Source organism: Paracoccus lutimaris, assembly GCF_003337565.1.
In the GTDB taxonomy this organism is placed as follows: domain Bacteria; phylum Pseudomonadota; class Alphaproteobacteria; order Rhodobacterales; family Rhodobacteraceae; genus Paracoccus; species Paracoccus lutimaris.
In genome coordinates this window covers 52,697-67,749 of sequence record NZ_QPJL01000018.1, presented here as the reverse complement: position 1 = coordinate 67,749, position 15,053 = coordinate 52,697, and the positions used below count along the sequence as shown (strand labels likewise).

Genomic DNA, 15,053 nt, shown 5'->3' with positions numbered 1-15,053 from the left:
CCCCAGCTGGTTCAAGCCGGGGCAAGGTTGCACATGGGTCAATTCTCAATGACAATTTCCGCTGTTGCCGGGTCAAATCTCAGTGGCAATCAACACTCTCGGGCAACGACGCCGCCAAATGGCTCGATCAGATTGAGACCGTTGCCGCAGCGCCCGAGCCGGAATGCGCGCAATCACCATCCGAAGCTTCTCAGCTTCCGGCCTGCCGAACAGGCTGAAGAATGCCGCCCAGGCAGTGGCCACGCCCCGACCACCGCAGCGATAAAGGCTCCAGAACCCCTGGGAGGCTCGGCTTTCTTCCACATCATGCCCCCCAACCGCGAGGCGCCCCATGCCCAAACCCCGGCCCCAAACCCCGCGCAAGATCTTCACCACCGCCCTCGCCGACTGGCAGCGCGCCTGGACCGCCCACGCCCATCACGACCGCCGTGCCGCCAGCGCCGGGTTCGCCACCGCAACCGGCCGCGCCCACTTCACCGCTATGGCCGACCTCTCGACACGCATCGCCGACATCGAGGGCAGGATCGCCCAGACCACGGCAAACAACCGCGCCGAACTCCACATCAAGATCACCCTCCTCTCCCTAGATGGACAGATCAGGCCTGAGTTCCAGAGCAGTATTCTGGAGGACGCCATGCGGATGATCGCGGAGGCAAAAGCGTGATACTGCTTACCTCACTCCTCAATCAACAGATTGCGCAGGCTGATGATGGCGGCGGCAATGTCGCGGGCACCGGTTTCAATCGGGTCGGCCCCCGGATTCCGTGGCGCGTTGCTGGTCCGCAGCCAGGGCAGCAGCGGCTCGACCGCCTCGCGCGTCTCGTCCCTACGCTGGAACTGCATGGCACCGAGCGCACGGGCGGCAAGGATCTCGGGGCAAAGCAGATGATGCTGGGCGCAGAGATGGAAAGGGTCGATGTCGCAGAGAAAGGCCAGCGCTGCGAGTTCCTGCGGGCTGAACCGGATACCGGCATCGGGGATGGGCGGCTGGATCAGCGCATCGGGTTTTTGCGCCGCGTTGATGGCATTTGCTGCGGCAAGCCTGCGTTTGCCCAGCCCCGCCGGATCACGGCGCAGACCATGCGCGCCCGCCCCGTCGAGCCGATCCATGCCTTCGGTATAATCCCGCATCTCGCCGGGCCGCGCGGACATGATCGCCGCCGCCGCTCGGCGCGCCTTGGCCAGCAGGTCCAGCAATTCGATGCGCTGCAGAATTTCTCCGGCCATCACCGCGCGATCCACATGCGTCCCGCAGGCCGCGACAGCGCGGGCTGTCTGGCGCTGCCGCAAGCCTCCGCAATTGCCGCCAATGCGGCTGCCCTCACCGGCAATGACGAGCCGATGCTTGCGTCCCTCATCGGCCTGCGCACGAACGAACTCGCGCAGCGCGGGCTGGTCCTCGGCATCATCGGGACGATCAACTGCAATCTCGTCGGCGGCCCGCCCGACACGGGAGTGATCGGCCAAAGCCAAAAGATGCGGCGCATTTTGCGCGAGGCAATCAAAGGGCGACGCGTATCCGCTCTTAAGTGCCTTGCTTTGCGCGAAGATCGCCTCTATTGCCGGGATCAGCGCAAAGGCCCAAAGCTGCAGCGCTTCCCGCAGGGCCAGTTCAACCGGGGCCAACGCCCGCCTGCCGCGCGGGATGTGCTGCAAAGGAAGGTGAACCAGCACCGTCAGCGCATAGCCCAATTCGCGGAACTGCCTGCGCTGCCAGGGGTCCATGAAGGGATCGAGTTCGGGATCATCCGGCGAGAGCGAAAGCACCTGACGGAGCGGCCGCGCCTGGAATCGTTGACGGATCAGGGCTGGCACAGTCGTCAATTCCGCACCGAACCTAGCCGGGTCCAGAAACAGCAGAACCGGTTGCAGATCGGCAAAGGCGGAATCCGGTGCGCGCTCTTCGGCTACCCTCGTGCGGCAGAGCCTTTCGAACTCCCGGGACCAATCCTCCATCGCAACACCTTAAAATCGATCAAAAACAACAATTTGCAAACTAGGGATTTGTTTCCCAAAAAGACTGTCAGTTTCAGGGCAGGTCGATGGCAAGCCAATACCATCGAGCCCTGTCGCCATGCCAAAGCCGCCTCGCCCTGCACATCATACGCCGCAAAAGCGGATATCGCGGCACGACCAGCTTGATGGGGCATTGCCGAGGACGCAACCGCTTTCCGATTCCGGACGCGAGCAGAAGGAGCTGCTGCACCACTTCATTCGGGAGTTGGCGCGAGATGCGGCGCGCCGTGACCACAGCGCGACCGATGAATGATCGCCTGCACATCAGGAGATGTTTCCGTGACCCAACCCCCGCTGCGCGTTGCGATTTACGCGCGCTTTTCGACGGACAAACAGCGCGATGCCTCGATCGAGGATCAGGCCGACTCCTGCCGGGAGCTGGCGGCTCGGGAAGGCTGGGAGGTTGTCGCCACCTACCACGACCGTGCCACCTCGGGCGCCAGCATGTTCCGCCCCGGGATCGAGGCGCTGCAACGTGACGCCAAGGCGGGCCGGTTCGAGATTGTCCTGGCCGAAGCCATGGACCGGCTATCGCGCAAGCTCGCTGATATTGCCAAGTTCCACGAGCGGATGGACCATCAGGGCATCGAGATCCACACGCTGACCGAAGGCAAGGTCGATGCCATGCTGATCGGCATGAAGGGGACGATGAACCAGATCCTGCTTCGCGACATCGGCATCAAGACCCATCGCGGCCAGAAGGGCCGGGTCAGGGCCGGCAAGCTGGCGGGCGGCAATGCCTATGGCTACGACGTGCTGCCCGGGATCTCGGTGAACGGCAAGCTTGAGCACGGCGATCGCGCCGTCAACCGCATCGAGGCGGAGGTGGTGCGCCGGATCTTCGAGGATTACGCGCAAGGCATTTCGGCCGGCAAGATCGCCGAAGCGCTGAATCTCGAGAAGATCCCCGGCCCGCGCGGCGGCTTCTGGGGCACCTCGACGATCCTCGGCAATCGCGAACGTGGAACCGGCATCCTGAACAACGAACTGTATGTCGGGCGCCTGGTCTGGAACCGGCTGCATTACAGCAAGGATCCTGATACCGGCAAACGGAACTCGCGGCAGAACTCCGAGGACCGGGTGACCTCGGTCGCCGTGCCGCACCTGCGGATCATCGACGACGCGCTTTGGGATCAGGTGAAGGCGCGGCAGCGGGCGATGAAGACCAAGAACTCCGATGTCCCGATCTGGGACCGGCGGCGGCCGAAGTTCTTGTTTTCGGGCCTGATGACCTGCGGATGCTGCGGCGGCGGGTTTTCGAAAGTGTCCAAGGATGGTTTCGGCTGCTCGACCGCGCGGAAGAAGGGCGCCGCCGCCTGCACCAACATGGCCGTCATCAAGCAGAAGGATCTGGAAGGCCGCGCTCTGAGCGCCCTCGAACATCATCTGATGGACGAAGAAGCGGTCCGCATCTTCTGCGAGGAATATGCCGCCGAGCGGAACCGGCTGCAGGCGACCCGTGCCGCAGGGCGGGCCGAACTGGAGAGAGAACTCAAGCAGGTCTCGACCGATCACAAGAAGCTGGTCGACGCGATTATCGCCGGGGTTCCCGCGGAACAGGTCAAGGACCGAATGATAGAACTGGATGCCCGCCGGAAGGACCTGGAGCGCCAGCTCTCGACCTCCCCTGCCCCGGACCCGATCCGCATTCACCCGGGTATGGCGCAGACTTACCGCGCCCGGATCAGCCAGCTGATCGCAGGCCTGTCGGAAGCCGAGCGGATGGACGAGGCGAAGGAAGCACTGCGGGCGCTGATCGAGAAGGTGGAGCTGGTGCCGTTTTCAACGGAGGAGAGCCAGACCGGCAAACCCGGTCTCGCGATCCACCTGCACGGCGCGCTGGCCAGTCTGTTGCGTCTGGCCTGTGGGCAGTCGGTGCATGAGATCGTCGAGGCGGCAGCACAGACGAAAAAAGCCCCTCGGAAAGCGGGGCGTGATGCAGCAATCAGTTCGGCATCTGCCAAAGCAGATTCTCAACATGCTGATACTATTGGAGAATTAGTTTTGGTTGCGGGGACGTGCAGCCACCGTAACCTACCTGAGTTAAAATGTGCGGTTTGACGCCTACCCCGCTGCAATGCAGCGCGAGCGACCACATCGATCTTTTCCCTTTTGCCCATTACCCAGATGCCCGGGATGGCCGCCACTTCAACCAGTCCCAAAGCCGCGCGAAGTTGAACAGCACAAAGGTCACCGGCGGAGCCAAGCAACGCGAAGAGTGCCGATACGGACCTGCTTCGCGAGATGATCGGCTTTGCTGCCGAGCGGCTGATGGAACTGGAGGTCGGCACCAGGACCGGCGCTGATTACGGCGAAAGGTCTGCCGAGCGACTGGCGCAACGCAATGGCTACCGCGGCCGGGAGTGGGAGACCCGGGCTGGCAGCGTCGAGCTACGGATCCCCCGTCTGCGCACCGGTTCCTACTTCCCATCATTTCTCGAGCCCCGGCGCTCCGTCGAGAAGGCGCTGACGGCGGTGATCCAGGAAGCCTACGTGCATGGCGTTTCGACGCGATCCATGGATGATCTGGTGCAAGCCATGGGTGGCACCGGGATCTCCAAGAGCCAGGTCAGCCGGCTTTGCGAAGAAATCGACGAGCGCGTCGGCCTTCCCTCAGCAGCACCGCGCCAAGCTGCACTCCACGAATCCGATTGAGCGTCTCAACGGCGAGATCAAGCGGCGCACAGACGTCGTCGGCATCTTTCCTAACGAGGCCTCGATCCGCCGCCTCGTGGGCGCCATCCTGATGGAGCAGACGGAGGAATTGACCGTTCAGCGCGGGCGCTACATGACGCTGGAAACCCTCGCGCCGATTTGCGATGATCTCACTGTCAGTCTGCCTGCTGCACAGAGCAACTGACCAGCTCGGCCCGCCAAAAAGCGCGAGGCCCACGGTGAGCTACACCACTTAGCAGGACATCATCACAACAAGCCGTTCGATTAAGTCTTGGAGCGCGTCGATTTCGATGACTATCCATCCCGCCATCCATGGTTTGATGGCGGGATTAATAGCGGGGATGTCAGGTTCGGGCAGGCCGGATAACTTTAAAATTATTCATCGATTACGGCAACCAGACCGAATGCTGCGGGCCAATAGTAGCCTTGCCAATCTTTATAAATCCTGTAGTCACGCTGACTGGATACCGAATGGAACAGTCTTCCACCCATCTCCTTTGCCATTGAGCGCATATTTTCTCGAAGTAATGAAATTTCTTTTGCAACCATCTCTGCTCGCATCTGCGGTGTAGAATTTTGCTCCCTCTCAGCCGCCTCGGGATCGATGTGCCCAGAAAAGAAAACAATGGATGCCATTTTTGCATCAATTTTCTTTGCCGCAGACCTGCACTGCCGGGCATTGGCGTGCGCTTCATTAACAGACGTAGCCAAGAAGGCGTGACGAAACGAGTAATTCGACTCTCGGCTCAGTGTGAATGCTCGTCGCTTTGCCTCCACCCAGTAGATTTTTTCGTCAACAATAAGCTCAATATCCATTCTGCCTGGGTAGGATGCCGGTCTTCCTGGAGTCCCGGGATAAATCTTCTTGTCAACATCCACCTCGCAGAGTGCCTGATGCCCCTCCACCCAAGCCGCCGCAGAAAAAAGTGCTGAATTGGAGTTTTCAACATACCATGCAGGCAGGTCTGAATTCTGGTCATAATACTGCGCATTAAACTCAGACCACTTTTCGACAATTCCACGCCAGGAAGCCGGGAAATTGTTAACATCTCTCTCAAAGCTCATCGAATCACCTTCTGCTTCCAGTCATCAATTTTATACATCAAACGGCAAGATACCATTCCATTTTCTGCCGCCTCCCGGCCCAGACTTGAATGATCCATGCGCCGCCTGCTGCTGCACCATTCACACGCAAAGATGGAAGACATGGCGAACCGCCCTCTCCGCCCAATCGGGTAGGTCGCTTTGACAATGACGGTGTTCTTGTCAGCTGTCCTTCCGTTAGGCCGGGCATGATCCTGGGTGAATACACTCATTTAGGTCCAGCGCTTCTAGATTGTCCGATGAACCCGAATCGCGGGGCGTATCACAATAGGGCAACCCATAGCGATAGACGATGCTGAGAGCTCGACGATCGACGCGGCCCGCCATGGCTCTTTCTGAAAAAGGCTGGCGCTGCGCCCTCTGGCCGTGGGACATCTATAAAATATTGGGCACCTCGATTTTTGACCGCTTGCGCTGTTCTTTGGCCGGTTCGACGGCTTGAGGAACACATGACGTGTCTGGGCAGGGTGTGGCGTGTTGGCTTCGCGGGCTTTACGGGCGGAGGACTGCGCCGCCTTTCGGCCCTTGGGGGCTGACTTCGGCGCCCCGGATCACGCCGGGCAGGGGTTCAGGCGGCGCAACTGGACGAGGCGACGCATGTTGTAGGCGAGGTTCTTCATCCCAATCTTGGCCTTCGCCCGCACCAGGCCGATGGTGCGCAACAGCGTGCCGCCCATGTCGTTGGTCTGCGCGCCGAAGACATGCTCGACCCGTGCGCGCACCGAGGATTTCGTGCGATTGCTGCCCTTGCCTTGTTCAGTCAGTGGCTTGCCTCGCTTGCCCTTGCGGTGGATGTGGCTCTTCAGCTTGCACGCGCGCAGCCTGGCTTCCATCTCTACGGACCGATACGCCGGATCAGCCCAGACCCCTGCGCCAGTGTTGCCCCGCATCAGCAGATGATCCACTGCCTGGCTGTCATGCAGGGCCGCATCGCTGACGTGGTAACGGCGCACCAGCTTGTGCTGGCGGTCCACGTTGACGTGGTTTTTGTAGCCGTAGTGGGATTTCCCGTGCTTCTTGGTCCAGCGGGCATCCACGTCCTTCTGCGATCGCTTGGCGGGCTTTTCGGCCCAGCCCTCGGGCTCCTCGCCGGCCTTGATCGCCCGGTTTTCATCTCGCGTGTTGTGGTTCTTCGGCACCGGCACGATGGAGGCATCCAAGATCTGGCCGCCCCGCGCGATGTAGCCTTGCCGCGCCAGATAGCCGTCGAACTGCTGAAACAGCGCCTCGACCATGCCCGCCTGTGCCAGCCCCTCGCGATAAAGCCAGACGGTCTTTGCATCGGGCACGCGGTCCTCCAGCCCCAGACCAAGGAACCGCATGAAGGACAGCCGGTCGCGGACCTGATACTCGATCTGGTCGTCGGACAGGTTGTAGAGGGCGCCCAGAACCAGCGTCTTGAACATCACCACCGCGTCCATCGGCTTGCGCCCCGCCCGCGACTTGCGCTCCGCCTCAGGCTTGCGCCAGACACCTTCAAGCGTCGGCCGGAACTCCTTCCAGGGCACGATGGCATCGATCTCGACCAGCGGGTCCCGCTTGGCATCCAGGCTCGCGTAGCGGTCCGAAAGATCGAAGAAACCCATCTGCGCCATCGTCACGCTCCAGCAGCCGAATGCCTTCTGCGTCCTAACTCGGCGGCCCGGTCAGCGCAATTTTTCGAGGTGCCCTATTGCTCATCAGAAGCCACTCCTGAAACCTCGTGAACCATGTCTGACAATCATAGACAATGGGCCCTCACCCAAGTGAATTCCAGTCATTCAGGAGGTCATTTATTCACTCCGCCCCTTCCGCCATTCGCCTTAAATTCGACGGCGGCAGCATCAAAGCCTCCAATTCCGCTTGATCCGGTGTGATCGGGGTGAAATCCCATTGATCGACGCCGACATTGACCTGCCCCTCGGCACCGCGCCAGCGTGTATGGACATGGCCGAATAACTGCACCACCCCAGCCCGCGCACCGTTCCAGGTAACAAGCGGATAATGACACAGGACGAAGCGGCTATCGCCGATGGCGAGCTCGACCAGATCGTGGACCGAGGCCCAGGGCAGTGTGTGCACCAACCAGTCGGGATCGTGGTTGCCGCGCACCAGATGTTTCCGCCCAGGCAAGGCAGCGAAGGCCGCCTGCGCGGCCATGCGCCCCGCGTCGTTCTCGCAAGCCGCGAAATCGCCGATGATCCACAGGTCGTCTTCGGCGCCGACCACTCCGGCACGGGCCATCATCGCGGCATCCATCGCAGCGGACGAGGCGAAGGGACGCTCGAAGAACCGCCGCACCGGATCATCGGCGAAATGGGTATCGGCGGTAAAGAAATGGGCCATGCGGGAACCTCTCGACTGGGGGGCACGACCAATATCGCGATATGGTGCCGGCCGTAAAAGCCCCCGGTTTCTGCGACACGTCCGGAAATGACGCATGAGGCGGCTAGAACCCAAGGGACATCGGACGAATCAACCTCGGCGTAACGTCCTGCTTGCAACGCCGACTAGGGGGAGATGACCATGAAGCTTGCCGAGGCGCTAGTCCAGCGCAGCGATATTACAAAGCGCCTGGAGCAGTTGAAAGCTCGATTTCTGCGCAATGCCAAGGTGCAGGAGGGCGATGAACCCGCCGAGGATCCGGCCAGCCTTCTGGCCGAGCATGACCGGCTTGCGGCGGATCTGCAGCGCATGATCGCCCGGATCAACCGCACCAACAGCCGGACGGCCTTCGACGGCGGTGTCCTGACCGATGCGCTGGCTGCCCGCGACGTGTTGCGGCTGCGACAAGGCGCCTATCGGGACCTTGCCGAAGAGGCCACGCTGACATGGCTGGTTGGCACGCGCAGCGAGGTGCGCTGGCGTCCGATGATATCGGTTGCGGCGATACAAAAGACCGCCGATGCGCTGGCGAAGGAATTGCGTGATCTCGATTCCCGAGTTCAAGAGGCGAACTGGCATACGGAACTGATTGACTGACAGGGTTTGGCCGGTATCCGGCGATCGGAAGCGAATACATCCCCACCGGCGGGCGAAGTCCGGAACCTGCAACAGCGCCAGGGGCGGCGTGCCCACACAGCTCATGCCCCGCACTGTGACAGGAGCAAGGTGAAAGTGAAACCTCACAACCGCGTATTGATCCGATTGCAGGAGAGGGAGGGCAAGGGGGATCGTTCCGCGCCGAGCGGAATGATCATGGCCAATCGTCAAAGCGGCGGAAACGGTGAATGAAAGCGCCACCGGCCGAAGATGACAGACGCGACCACCGAACAGAGCGCCTGTCCAGTTCCAGGATACCGTGGCGAGCGACAGGGGCGCGGCCCCGCCCCGCCACGGCTGTCGGCCTTCAATCCGTCAGCTCTTTGCAAAGGCCTGCAAGCGCAGCCAGATCGACCCGCGACGACGACGCGTCCTGCTCCAACAGCGGCCGGGTCAGAAAGGGGTGGAACTTCTCGAAGCACAAGGGCGGGTCATGGGCGAAGAGGTCCACGCTGGCGCCCCGGGCGATGCCGGTCAGGAAGGCGCGCAGATCGGGGGTGGCGTCGGTGGCCAGAACCTCCAGAACGCCGTCATAGAGCTGCACCCGGAAGCCCACGGATTGCAGCGCGAGCGCCAGCGTGGTCGAGGCGACCGTTCCCCGTCGCGTCATCAGCAGAAAAGCCCGTGGCGAAAGTTCATGGATGCGCTCGCCGCCCAGCGCCGAATAGCTGCTTCGCGCCTGTTCCAGCAGCGCGGCGGCAAGCGGTTCAAGATAGACCGGCACCGTGCGATCGCCAAGGATATGGAACATCCGCTGGATCACGCGGTCGTGGATCAGACCCGGGCTGCTATCGAAATCAGGTACAACGCCGGCCTTGGCCGGATCCACCACGATCACCCGCGCCTCGGCGTGAATCTCGCGCACCTGCCAGCGTCGACCCGAGAAGATCAGTAACGAGCCCGGTGCAAGAATATTGTGCACGGGCAATGTGCCGAGTTTCTCGGCGCCGTTCTGCAGGCTGTATTCCTCGGGCGTCTGGAAAACGGCGTAAAAGCTGTAGTGCTCGACCAGCTTTTCGCCGCGGCGTCCCAGCAGCAGGATGCCGTTGTCGGCTTGCTCGATCAGGCCGGTATCCCGGTGGCCGATGGCGCGCAGGACCTGCTGGAAAAGCGCGGCATCGACACTGCGGAACGGGCCTTCCCGGCAGAGCAGGCGGTGCAGACCCGCAGCCGTCGCACCGCCGCGCTCGGCGATCACCGACAGGATCTGGTGGACCAGCGTTGACAGATGCAGCGCCTGGGGCGCCGGCGGTTCGCACCATCCTTCGATCAGCAGGTCGATCATCGCGACGGCACGCACCAGATCAAGCCGCAGCCGATCCGCCAGGTTGGCGTCCGGGCGCGGCCATGCCTCGATCACATATTGCCGCAGGGTGGCCGGCTGACCGGCGCGACGTCCGGATCGGCCAAGGCGCTGCCTCAGCGAGGCGACGCTGAATGGTGCGCCGATCTGGGCCACGCAGGTCACGTCACCGATGTCGATCCCCAGTTCCAGCGTCGAGGTGCAGATCGCCGTGGCCGGCAGTCGCCCGTCCTTGAGCCGCCGCTCGACGAAATCGCGGTGCTCGCGCGACAGGCTGGCGTGATGGGCATGAAATTCCTGCGGCAATCCCGCCGCGTCGCACAGCTGGCGCAGCTTGTCGGCATAGATCTCGACCCGTTCGCGGCTGCCGGCAAACACTAGGTTGCTGCTGCCGCGAAGCTTTTGGAACAGGTGTCCGGCGACCAGATCGGCAGCCGCCGGCTCATCAGGATCGGGGCCGCCCGCGACATAGCCGCGAAGCTGCACACGCAATTCCGACCCGCCGCCGGTAGCGGCAATATGCCCGACAGCGTCCGGATCGTCCGGGCGCAGATAGGCGCAGGCCAGGCCGATGTCGCCCAGCGTGGCCGACAGGCCGATCCGACGCAAGGGGCGGCCCAGCCGGCTTTCGGTCCGGTTCAGCAGCGACCGCATCTGCACCCCGCGCTCGCTGTCCAGCACGCTGTGTAGCTCGTCGATCACCACCGCCCGCAATGCGCCGAACAGTCCGGGGATTTCATTGCCACGCCGGATGAACAGCGCCTCGAGCGATTCCGGGGTGATCAGCAGGATGCCGCGCGGATTCTTCAACGCCCTCGTCTTGATGCCGCCCGCGATGTCGCCATGCCAGGGAACCACGGGCAGGCCGGTTTCGTGGCACATGCCGTCCAGGCGTCGGGCCTGATCGGTTATCAGCGCCTTCAGCGGGCCAAGATACAGCAGGTCGAAACCGGCACCCGCCTGCGGGTCGTCCAGCACCTGCGAGATCAGCGGCAGGAACGCGGCCTCGGTCTTGCCGCCGGCGGTCGAGGCCGTCACCACCAGATCCGCCGTCCCGTCCATGATCGCGCCGATGGCCTCGGCCTGCAACGGACGCAACCCGGTCCAACCCTGCGCCCTGATCCACTTTTGCAGCGGGCGGGACAGGCGGTAGAAGGCCGGCGTCATGCCGCGCCGCGCCTAGAGCCGGAAGCTGGCAAGGTCGTCCTCGGGGGATGTGCCGCCCGTGCTTTCATCGACATCGGCCATGTCCTCCCCCGTGTCCTCGCGCAATTCCAGTTGCGCGATCAGATCCGTCCAGACCAGCCCGGGGTTCTGCTCCAGAACCGCCAGCATATTGACGAAAGCCGTGACCGTGTTGCGTGGCGTGCGGAAATAGGCCTCGCCGATACGTTCCTGGCAATGCGCCATGAAGGCCTCCAGCGCCTCGTCGGGCAAGGTCTCGCCATCGCCCTGCATGACCGCGCGGACATTGCACAGCAGAACGAACAGATCTTCCTGCGTCAGGTTCGTCAGGCGGATGACCGGGCCCGACAGATCGACCAGCCCCTCGCGCGCGAAGCTGTTGGCGGCGAGGCGCGACTGCAGGGCTTCGTAACTGTAAAGCCCGCGGCGGGTGTTCATCAGGAACTCCGGCGTCCCGCCCATCAGGAAGCCCAGATGGCGGGCACTGCCCTGAAGCACGTCGTTCAGGATGCGCAACACCTGCTCATAATTCGCATTCCGCGCCTGCGCCGAATTCAGCTTGAACAGGTTCACCATCTCGTCCCAGCCGACAAGCAGGCCGTTGTAACCGGCAGCCAGCACGAATTCCGACATCAGCTTGAGATGGTCGTAGACGCTGGCGTCATCGACGATGCCGCGCACGCCCAAGGCCTTGCGTGCATCGGTGCGCGTGGCAAATTCGCCGCGCAGCCAGCGCAGCGCCGCGGATTTCAGGTCCTCGTCGCCCGCCTCATGGCCCTCCCAGTAGCGGCGGATCACCTGCGCAAAGTCGAACCCGCCGGTCAGCTCCTCGAAATGGGCCAGCTTTTCGCGGATGACCGCGGTGGTGGACAGGTCGCGGTCGTCCGCCTCCTGATGGGCTTGCGAAACGAAGCGTTCGACGACGCTGGCCAGCGCCCCGCCATCGGGCTTCGTCCGCGTGGCCAGATTGCGCGCCATTTCCGCATAAAGGTTGCGCGCCTGGCCTGCGGTCGCATGCAGCCGCCGATCCGGGGCCAGGTCGGCAAACATGACGACCATGCCCTTTTCCAAGGCAACCAGCCGCGCGAGATTCATGAAGAACGTCTTGCCCGAGCCGTAATCGCCGATGATGAAGCGGATCGACGCGCCGCCGCCGGCGATCCGGTCCATGTCGCGCAGGATCTCTTCGATCTCGCGGGCGCGGCCGACCTGGATATGCCGCAGGCCCAGCCGCGGCACCACCCCGGCGCGCAGGGCCTGGACAATGGCATCGCGTTCACGCGGTTTCAGCTTGGACATCACATTTCCTTCCCTGTCAGTTCCGCCTTGATCCGCTCGATCAGCGTGGTCGAAACTTCATAGCCGTCATATTCCTCGATCAGCGCCTCGTCATAGCAATTCCATGCCCATTCGTTCAGCGCCTCCAGCGCCCCGGCCGGCATCAGCCCGTGACGCTGGACCAAGTCCGAGAACGCTGCCTCGGACCAGCGTTCCGATCCGATCAGGTCGCCAAGCAGGGCGGTAAGACGCAGGTCCAGCCCCGGCAAGGCTTGCGGCGCATCCGTTGCCGACGGCTCGGGCGCTTCCGGCTCGGCGGCAAAGATCTGGCCCAGCACTGCCGAGGCGCGGGCGGTATCGGCGCGGATGGCCGCAATCCGTTCGGGGTCAAGGCCGCTACTGCGGCGCGCGGGCGGGATCGCCTCGGCGTCGGGTGAGGGGTCGGCGTCGCGGACGCGCACCGGCTCGTCCGGGGCGCCGCCGGCATGGAGGTCGGAATAGACATGCGCCGGGTCCAGGCCCAGGGCGCGATAGATCCGCTCGACGCCCGCCACTTCGGCCGCGGCGACGGCGCCATCGGCATGGGTGACCGAGACGACGGCGCGGCGCAGGTTTTCCTCCTGTCCCGTGCCGACCTCCTTCATGCGGCCGCGCAACTGCACCATGTCCGGCGGCACCGCCAGGAACCAGTCCAGATTGGCCTTCAGCATGATGCGCTCGACCTCGGTCAGGCCCGCGATCTCGTCAAGCTGTGCCCGCAGCGCCCGCTCTTCGTCGGGCGAGACCTGTCCGTCCGCTTGTGCGACGACGCAGCCCAGCGCGATCTGCAACAGCCCACTCCGGAACTCTTCGCCCACATCCTCAAGCCGGGCCACCGGCTGCGGCAATTCGAACAGCACAACCGGCTCATCAAGCCGCGGCGCGCGCAGGGCAAAACGCGGATCCGGGGCCAGGCCGAAGCCGATCCGCGCCAGCACATCCGCCGCATCGGTCAGTTGCCGGCGCGCAAGCTTTGGTCCGACCTGCCCTTCGAGACGAGTCATCAAGGCGCTGACAGGGACCAGACCATCGCCTGCGACGATCCGGCGCGCCCAGTCCCGCAGCGCGTCGAGCTGACCGGAGGGAAAGGCCGACGCCAGCTCGATGGGCAGCAGGGCCTGGGCCTCCAACGACCCGCGTCCCTCGGGATTGCGGCCCAGATAACGGCTGAACTTGTCCAAGGCCTCGCAGGCCTCTTCTGCGATTTCCTGCGCGATCTCGATCGGCTTGTGCAGGCCGGTGATGTCGGGAACCGCGCGACCCGCGATCTTCGGAGCGAACTCGAAGTCGAATTCGCCCGAGGCAGCGCGATAGGTCACGCTGAGCGCCTTGCGCGGCACCCGCACCTGCAGTCCCTGCGGGAAGCGCCTGTCGAACAGGATCCGGAACAGGACGTCGAACTCGGCCGCGCATCGACGCGCCGGAGTGCGCAGGTTTCCTTCGGGATGGGACTTCAACCACGCCAGCAGCCATTGGGCATCCAGCGGCTCGCCCGCAGCGACCCGCCGACCCAAGGCAAAGCGCAGCGCAAGAGGCAGCTCCCAGCCGCCCTCGACCTCGGGCGGGGTCGTGCCGGCGTCATCCATCATGCAGCAGGCCAGTTGCAGGAATTCCCCCAGATAGCGCCGGGCGGAGCCGCTGTCAGGGTAAAGCGCCATGAGCCGGGCAACCTCGGCCCGGATGACGTGGCGCTCATCCTCGGTGGGGTCGTCGCACAGGAAGCGCCGCTCGAGTCCATAAAAATAAAGGAACATATAGCCGACATCATAGTCGGCACTCGCCCGCCCGCCTGCCAGCCAGTCCAGATAGGTTGCCCGGCTGCGCGGCGGGAGGGCGGCATAAGCCGGCCAATAGGGCAGATCCTCGCCGGCCTTGTCGCGTCCGCTGGCGCCGGCCGGCAGCGCAGGATCGATCCACGCCCGCGACTGCCCTGCCTGCCCAAAGGGCGCCCCGGCATAGATCATGCCGCCGATCGTCCGTCCCGCGACGACTACCTGGCCACCCGAAGGCACCCACCCCCCTTTCGCCGGCTGTCCTGCCGAACCCCAAGGCGCGGCGGCCTGGCTTGCTGGCCGCGGTTCGGCCGTCGAAGGCCGAGGCGCCTTGCCATCGGCCCGCGCCCCACCGACCCATCGCAGGGCAGGTTCCCGCGCCCGAGCCTCTTCGAATTCCTCCAGCGTTTCGGGATCCCTTTGCGGCACGGGCGGTGCCGCATCGGCCGCAGGCGCGGCGGGCGCACCGGCGGTCTCTGGCGCAGCCCGCCTGCGCGTGCTGCGGCGGACCAACCAGGCGGGAACTCCGAAAAACAGCGCCAGCTGCAGCAGCACCGGCGCGTCCGGCATCGCCCAGGCCACGACCAGGACGGTCAGGAACATGAACACGAGATACAGGACAATGGCGCGAAGCACTCTCAGCATGGGCGTCTCTTCTT

Annotated in this window: 11 protein-coding genes and 1 pseudogene; 6 read left to right on the top strand and 6 right to left on the bottom strand. The window is 63.7% G+C overall.

Going from position 1 to position 15,053, the window contains the following annotated elements; genetic code table 11:
• The 5 genes and pseudogenes from DFP89_RS20575 to DFP89_RS14765 all read left to right on the top strand — a co-directional run.
• Positions 1-218: hypothetical protein (locus DFP89_RS20575; protein WP_220269847.1), on the top strand; the 218-nt coding region annotated here is incomplete at its 5' end.
• 113 nt (positions 219-331) lie between these two features.
• Positions 332-664, top strand: coding sequence for a hypothetical protein (locus tag DFP89_RS14780; RefSeq protein ID WP_114350159.1), 333 nt, complete (start codon positions 332-334; stop codon positions 662-664).
• Positions 661-2,142 carry a hypothetical protein gene (locus tag DFP89_RS20155; protein WP_147273320.1) on the top strand — a complete coding sequence of 494 codons (1,482 nt, stop codon included), beginning with the start codon at positions 661-663 and terminating at the stop codon, positions 2,140-2,142. The genes DFP89_RS14780 and DFP89_RS20155 overlap by 4 nt, the downstream gene beginning before the upstream one ends.
• 153 nt (positions 2,143-2,295) lie before the next feature.
• Positions 2,296-4,077, top strand: coding sequence for a recombinase family protein (locus tag DFP89_RS14770; RefSeq protein WP_245948773.1), 1,782 nt, complete (start codon positions 2,296-2,298; stop codon positions 4,075-4,077).
• 171 nt (positions 4,078-4,248) lie between these two features.
• Positions 4,249-4,876: pseudogene (locus DFP89_RS14765) on the top strand (transposase).
• Between the two features lie 191 nt (positions 4,877-5,067).
• Here the strand turns inward: DFP89_RS14765 and DFP89_RS20150 are convergent.
• The 3 genes from DFP89_RS20150 to DFP89_RS14755 all read right to left on the bottom strand — a co-directional run bounded on the left by DFP89_RS20150 (position 5,068) and on the right by DFP89_RS14755 (position 8,121).
• Positions 5,068-5,757 (bottom strand): hypothetical protein, encoded by a 690-nt coding sequence (locus DFP89_RS20150; RefSeq protein WP_147273319.1) that lies wholly within the window; start codon positions 5,755-5,757, stop codon positions 5,068-5,070.
• Positions 5,758-6,347: 590 nt separating this feature from the next.
• Positions 6,348-7,391 (bottom strand): IS5 family transposase, encoded by a 1,044-nt coding sequence (locus DFP89_RS14760; RefSeq protein ID WP_114350156.1) that lies wholly within the window; start codon positions 7,389-7,391, stop codon positions 6,348-6,350.
• Positions 7,392-7,572: 181 nt separating this feature from the next.
• Entirely contained in the window at positions 7,573-8,121 is a 549-nt protein-coding gene (locus tag DFP89_RS14755) for a metallophosphoesterase (protein WP_105291515.1), read from the bottom strand.
• A gap of 174 nt (positions 8,122-8,295) precedes the next feature.
• On the opposite strand from DFP89_RS14755, the gene DFP89_RS14750 reads away from it, so the two are divergent.
• A complete protein-coding gene (locus tag DFP89_RS14750; RefSeq protein ID WP_217371715.1) occupies positions 8,296-8,757 on the top strand; it encodes a DIP1984 family protein in 462 nt (153 codons plus the stop codon).
• 367 nt (positions 8,758-9,124) lie between these two features.
• On the opposite strand, the gene DFP89_RS14745 is transcribed toward DFP89_RS14750, so the two are convergent.
• The 3 genes from DFP89_RS14745 to DFP89_RS14735 are packed head-to-tail and all read right to left on the bottom strand — an operon-like array spanning position 9,125 to position 15,039.
• The gene (locus DFP89_RS14745; RefSeq protein WP_114350155.1) at positions 9,125-11,287 is read right to left on the bottom strand and encodes a DEAD/DEAH box helicase; all 2,163 of its coding nucleotides are present in this window, start codon (positions 11,285-11,287) and stop codon (positions 9,125-9,127) included.
• 12 nt (positions 11,288-11,299) lie between these two features.
• On the bottom strand, positions 11,300-12,604 hold the full coding sequence (locus DFP89_RS14740) for an ATP-binding protein (RefSeq protein WP_114350154.1): 1,305 nt from the start codon (positions 12,602-12,604) through the stop codon (positions 11,300-11,302).
• Positions 12,604-15,039 (bottom strand): tellurite resistance TerB family protein, encoded by a 2,436-nt coding sequence (locus DFP89_RS14735; protein ID WP_245948771.1) that lies wholly within the window; start codon positions 15,037-15,039, stop codon positions 12,604-12,606. Before DFP89_RS14735 ends, DFP89_RS14740 begins: the two co-directional genes overlap by 1 nt.
• Positions 15,040-15,053: the final 14 nt, after the last annotated feature.

Coding starts and splice junctions, on each gene's coding strand:
- DFP89_RS14780 (WP_114350159.1), top strand. CDS start 332: ATGCCCAAACCCCGGCCCCAAACCCCGCGCAAGATCTTCACCACCGCC.
- DFP89_RS20150 (WP_147273319.1), bottom strand. CDS start 5,757: ATGAGCTTTGAGAGAGATGTTAACAATTTCCCGGCTTCCTGGCGTGGA.
- DFP89_RS14760 (WP_114350156.1), bottom strand. CDS start 7,391: ATGGCGCAGATGGGTTTCTTCGATCTTTCGGACCGCTACGCGAGCCTG.
- DFP89_RS14755 (WP_105291515.1), bottom strand. CDS start 8,121: ATGGCCCATTTCTTTACCGCCGATACCCATTTCGCCGATGATCCGGTG.
- DFP89_RS14750 (WP_217371715.1), top strand. CDS start 8,296: ATGACCATGAAGCTTGCCGAGGCGCTAGTCCAGCGCAGCGATATTACA.
- DFP89_RS14745 (WP_114350155.1), bottom strand. CDS start 11,287: ATGACGCCGGCCTTCTACCGCCTGTCCCGCCCGCTGCAAAAGTGGATC.
- DFP89_RS14740 (WP_114350154.1), bottom strand. CDS start 12,604: ATGTCCAAGCTGAAACCGCGTGAACGCGATGCCATTGTCCAGGCCCTG.
- DFP89_RS14735 (WP_245948771.1), bottom strand. CDS start 15,039: ATGCTGAGAGTGCTTCGCGCCATTGTCCTGTATCTCGTGTTCATGTTC.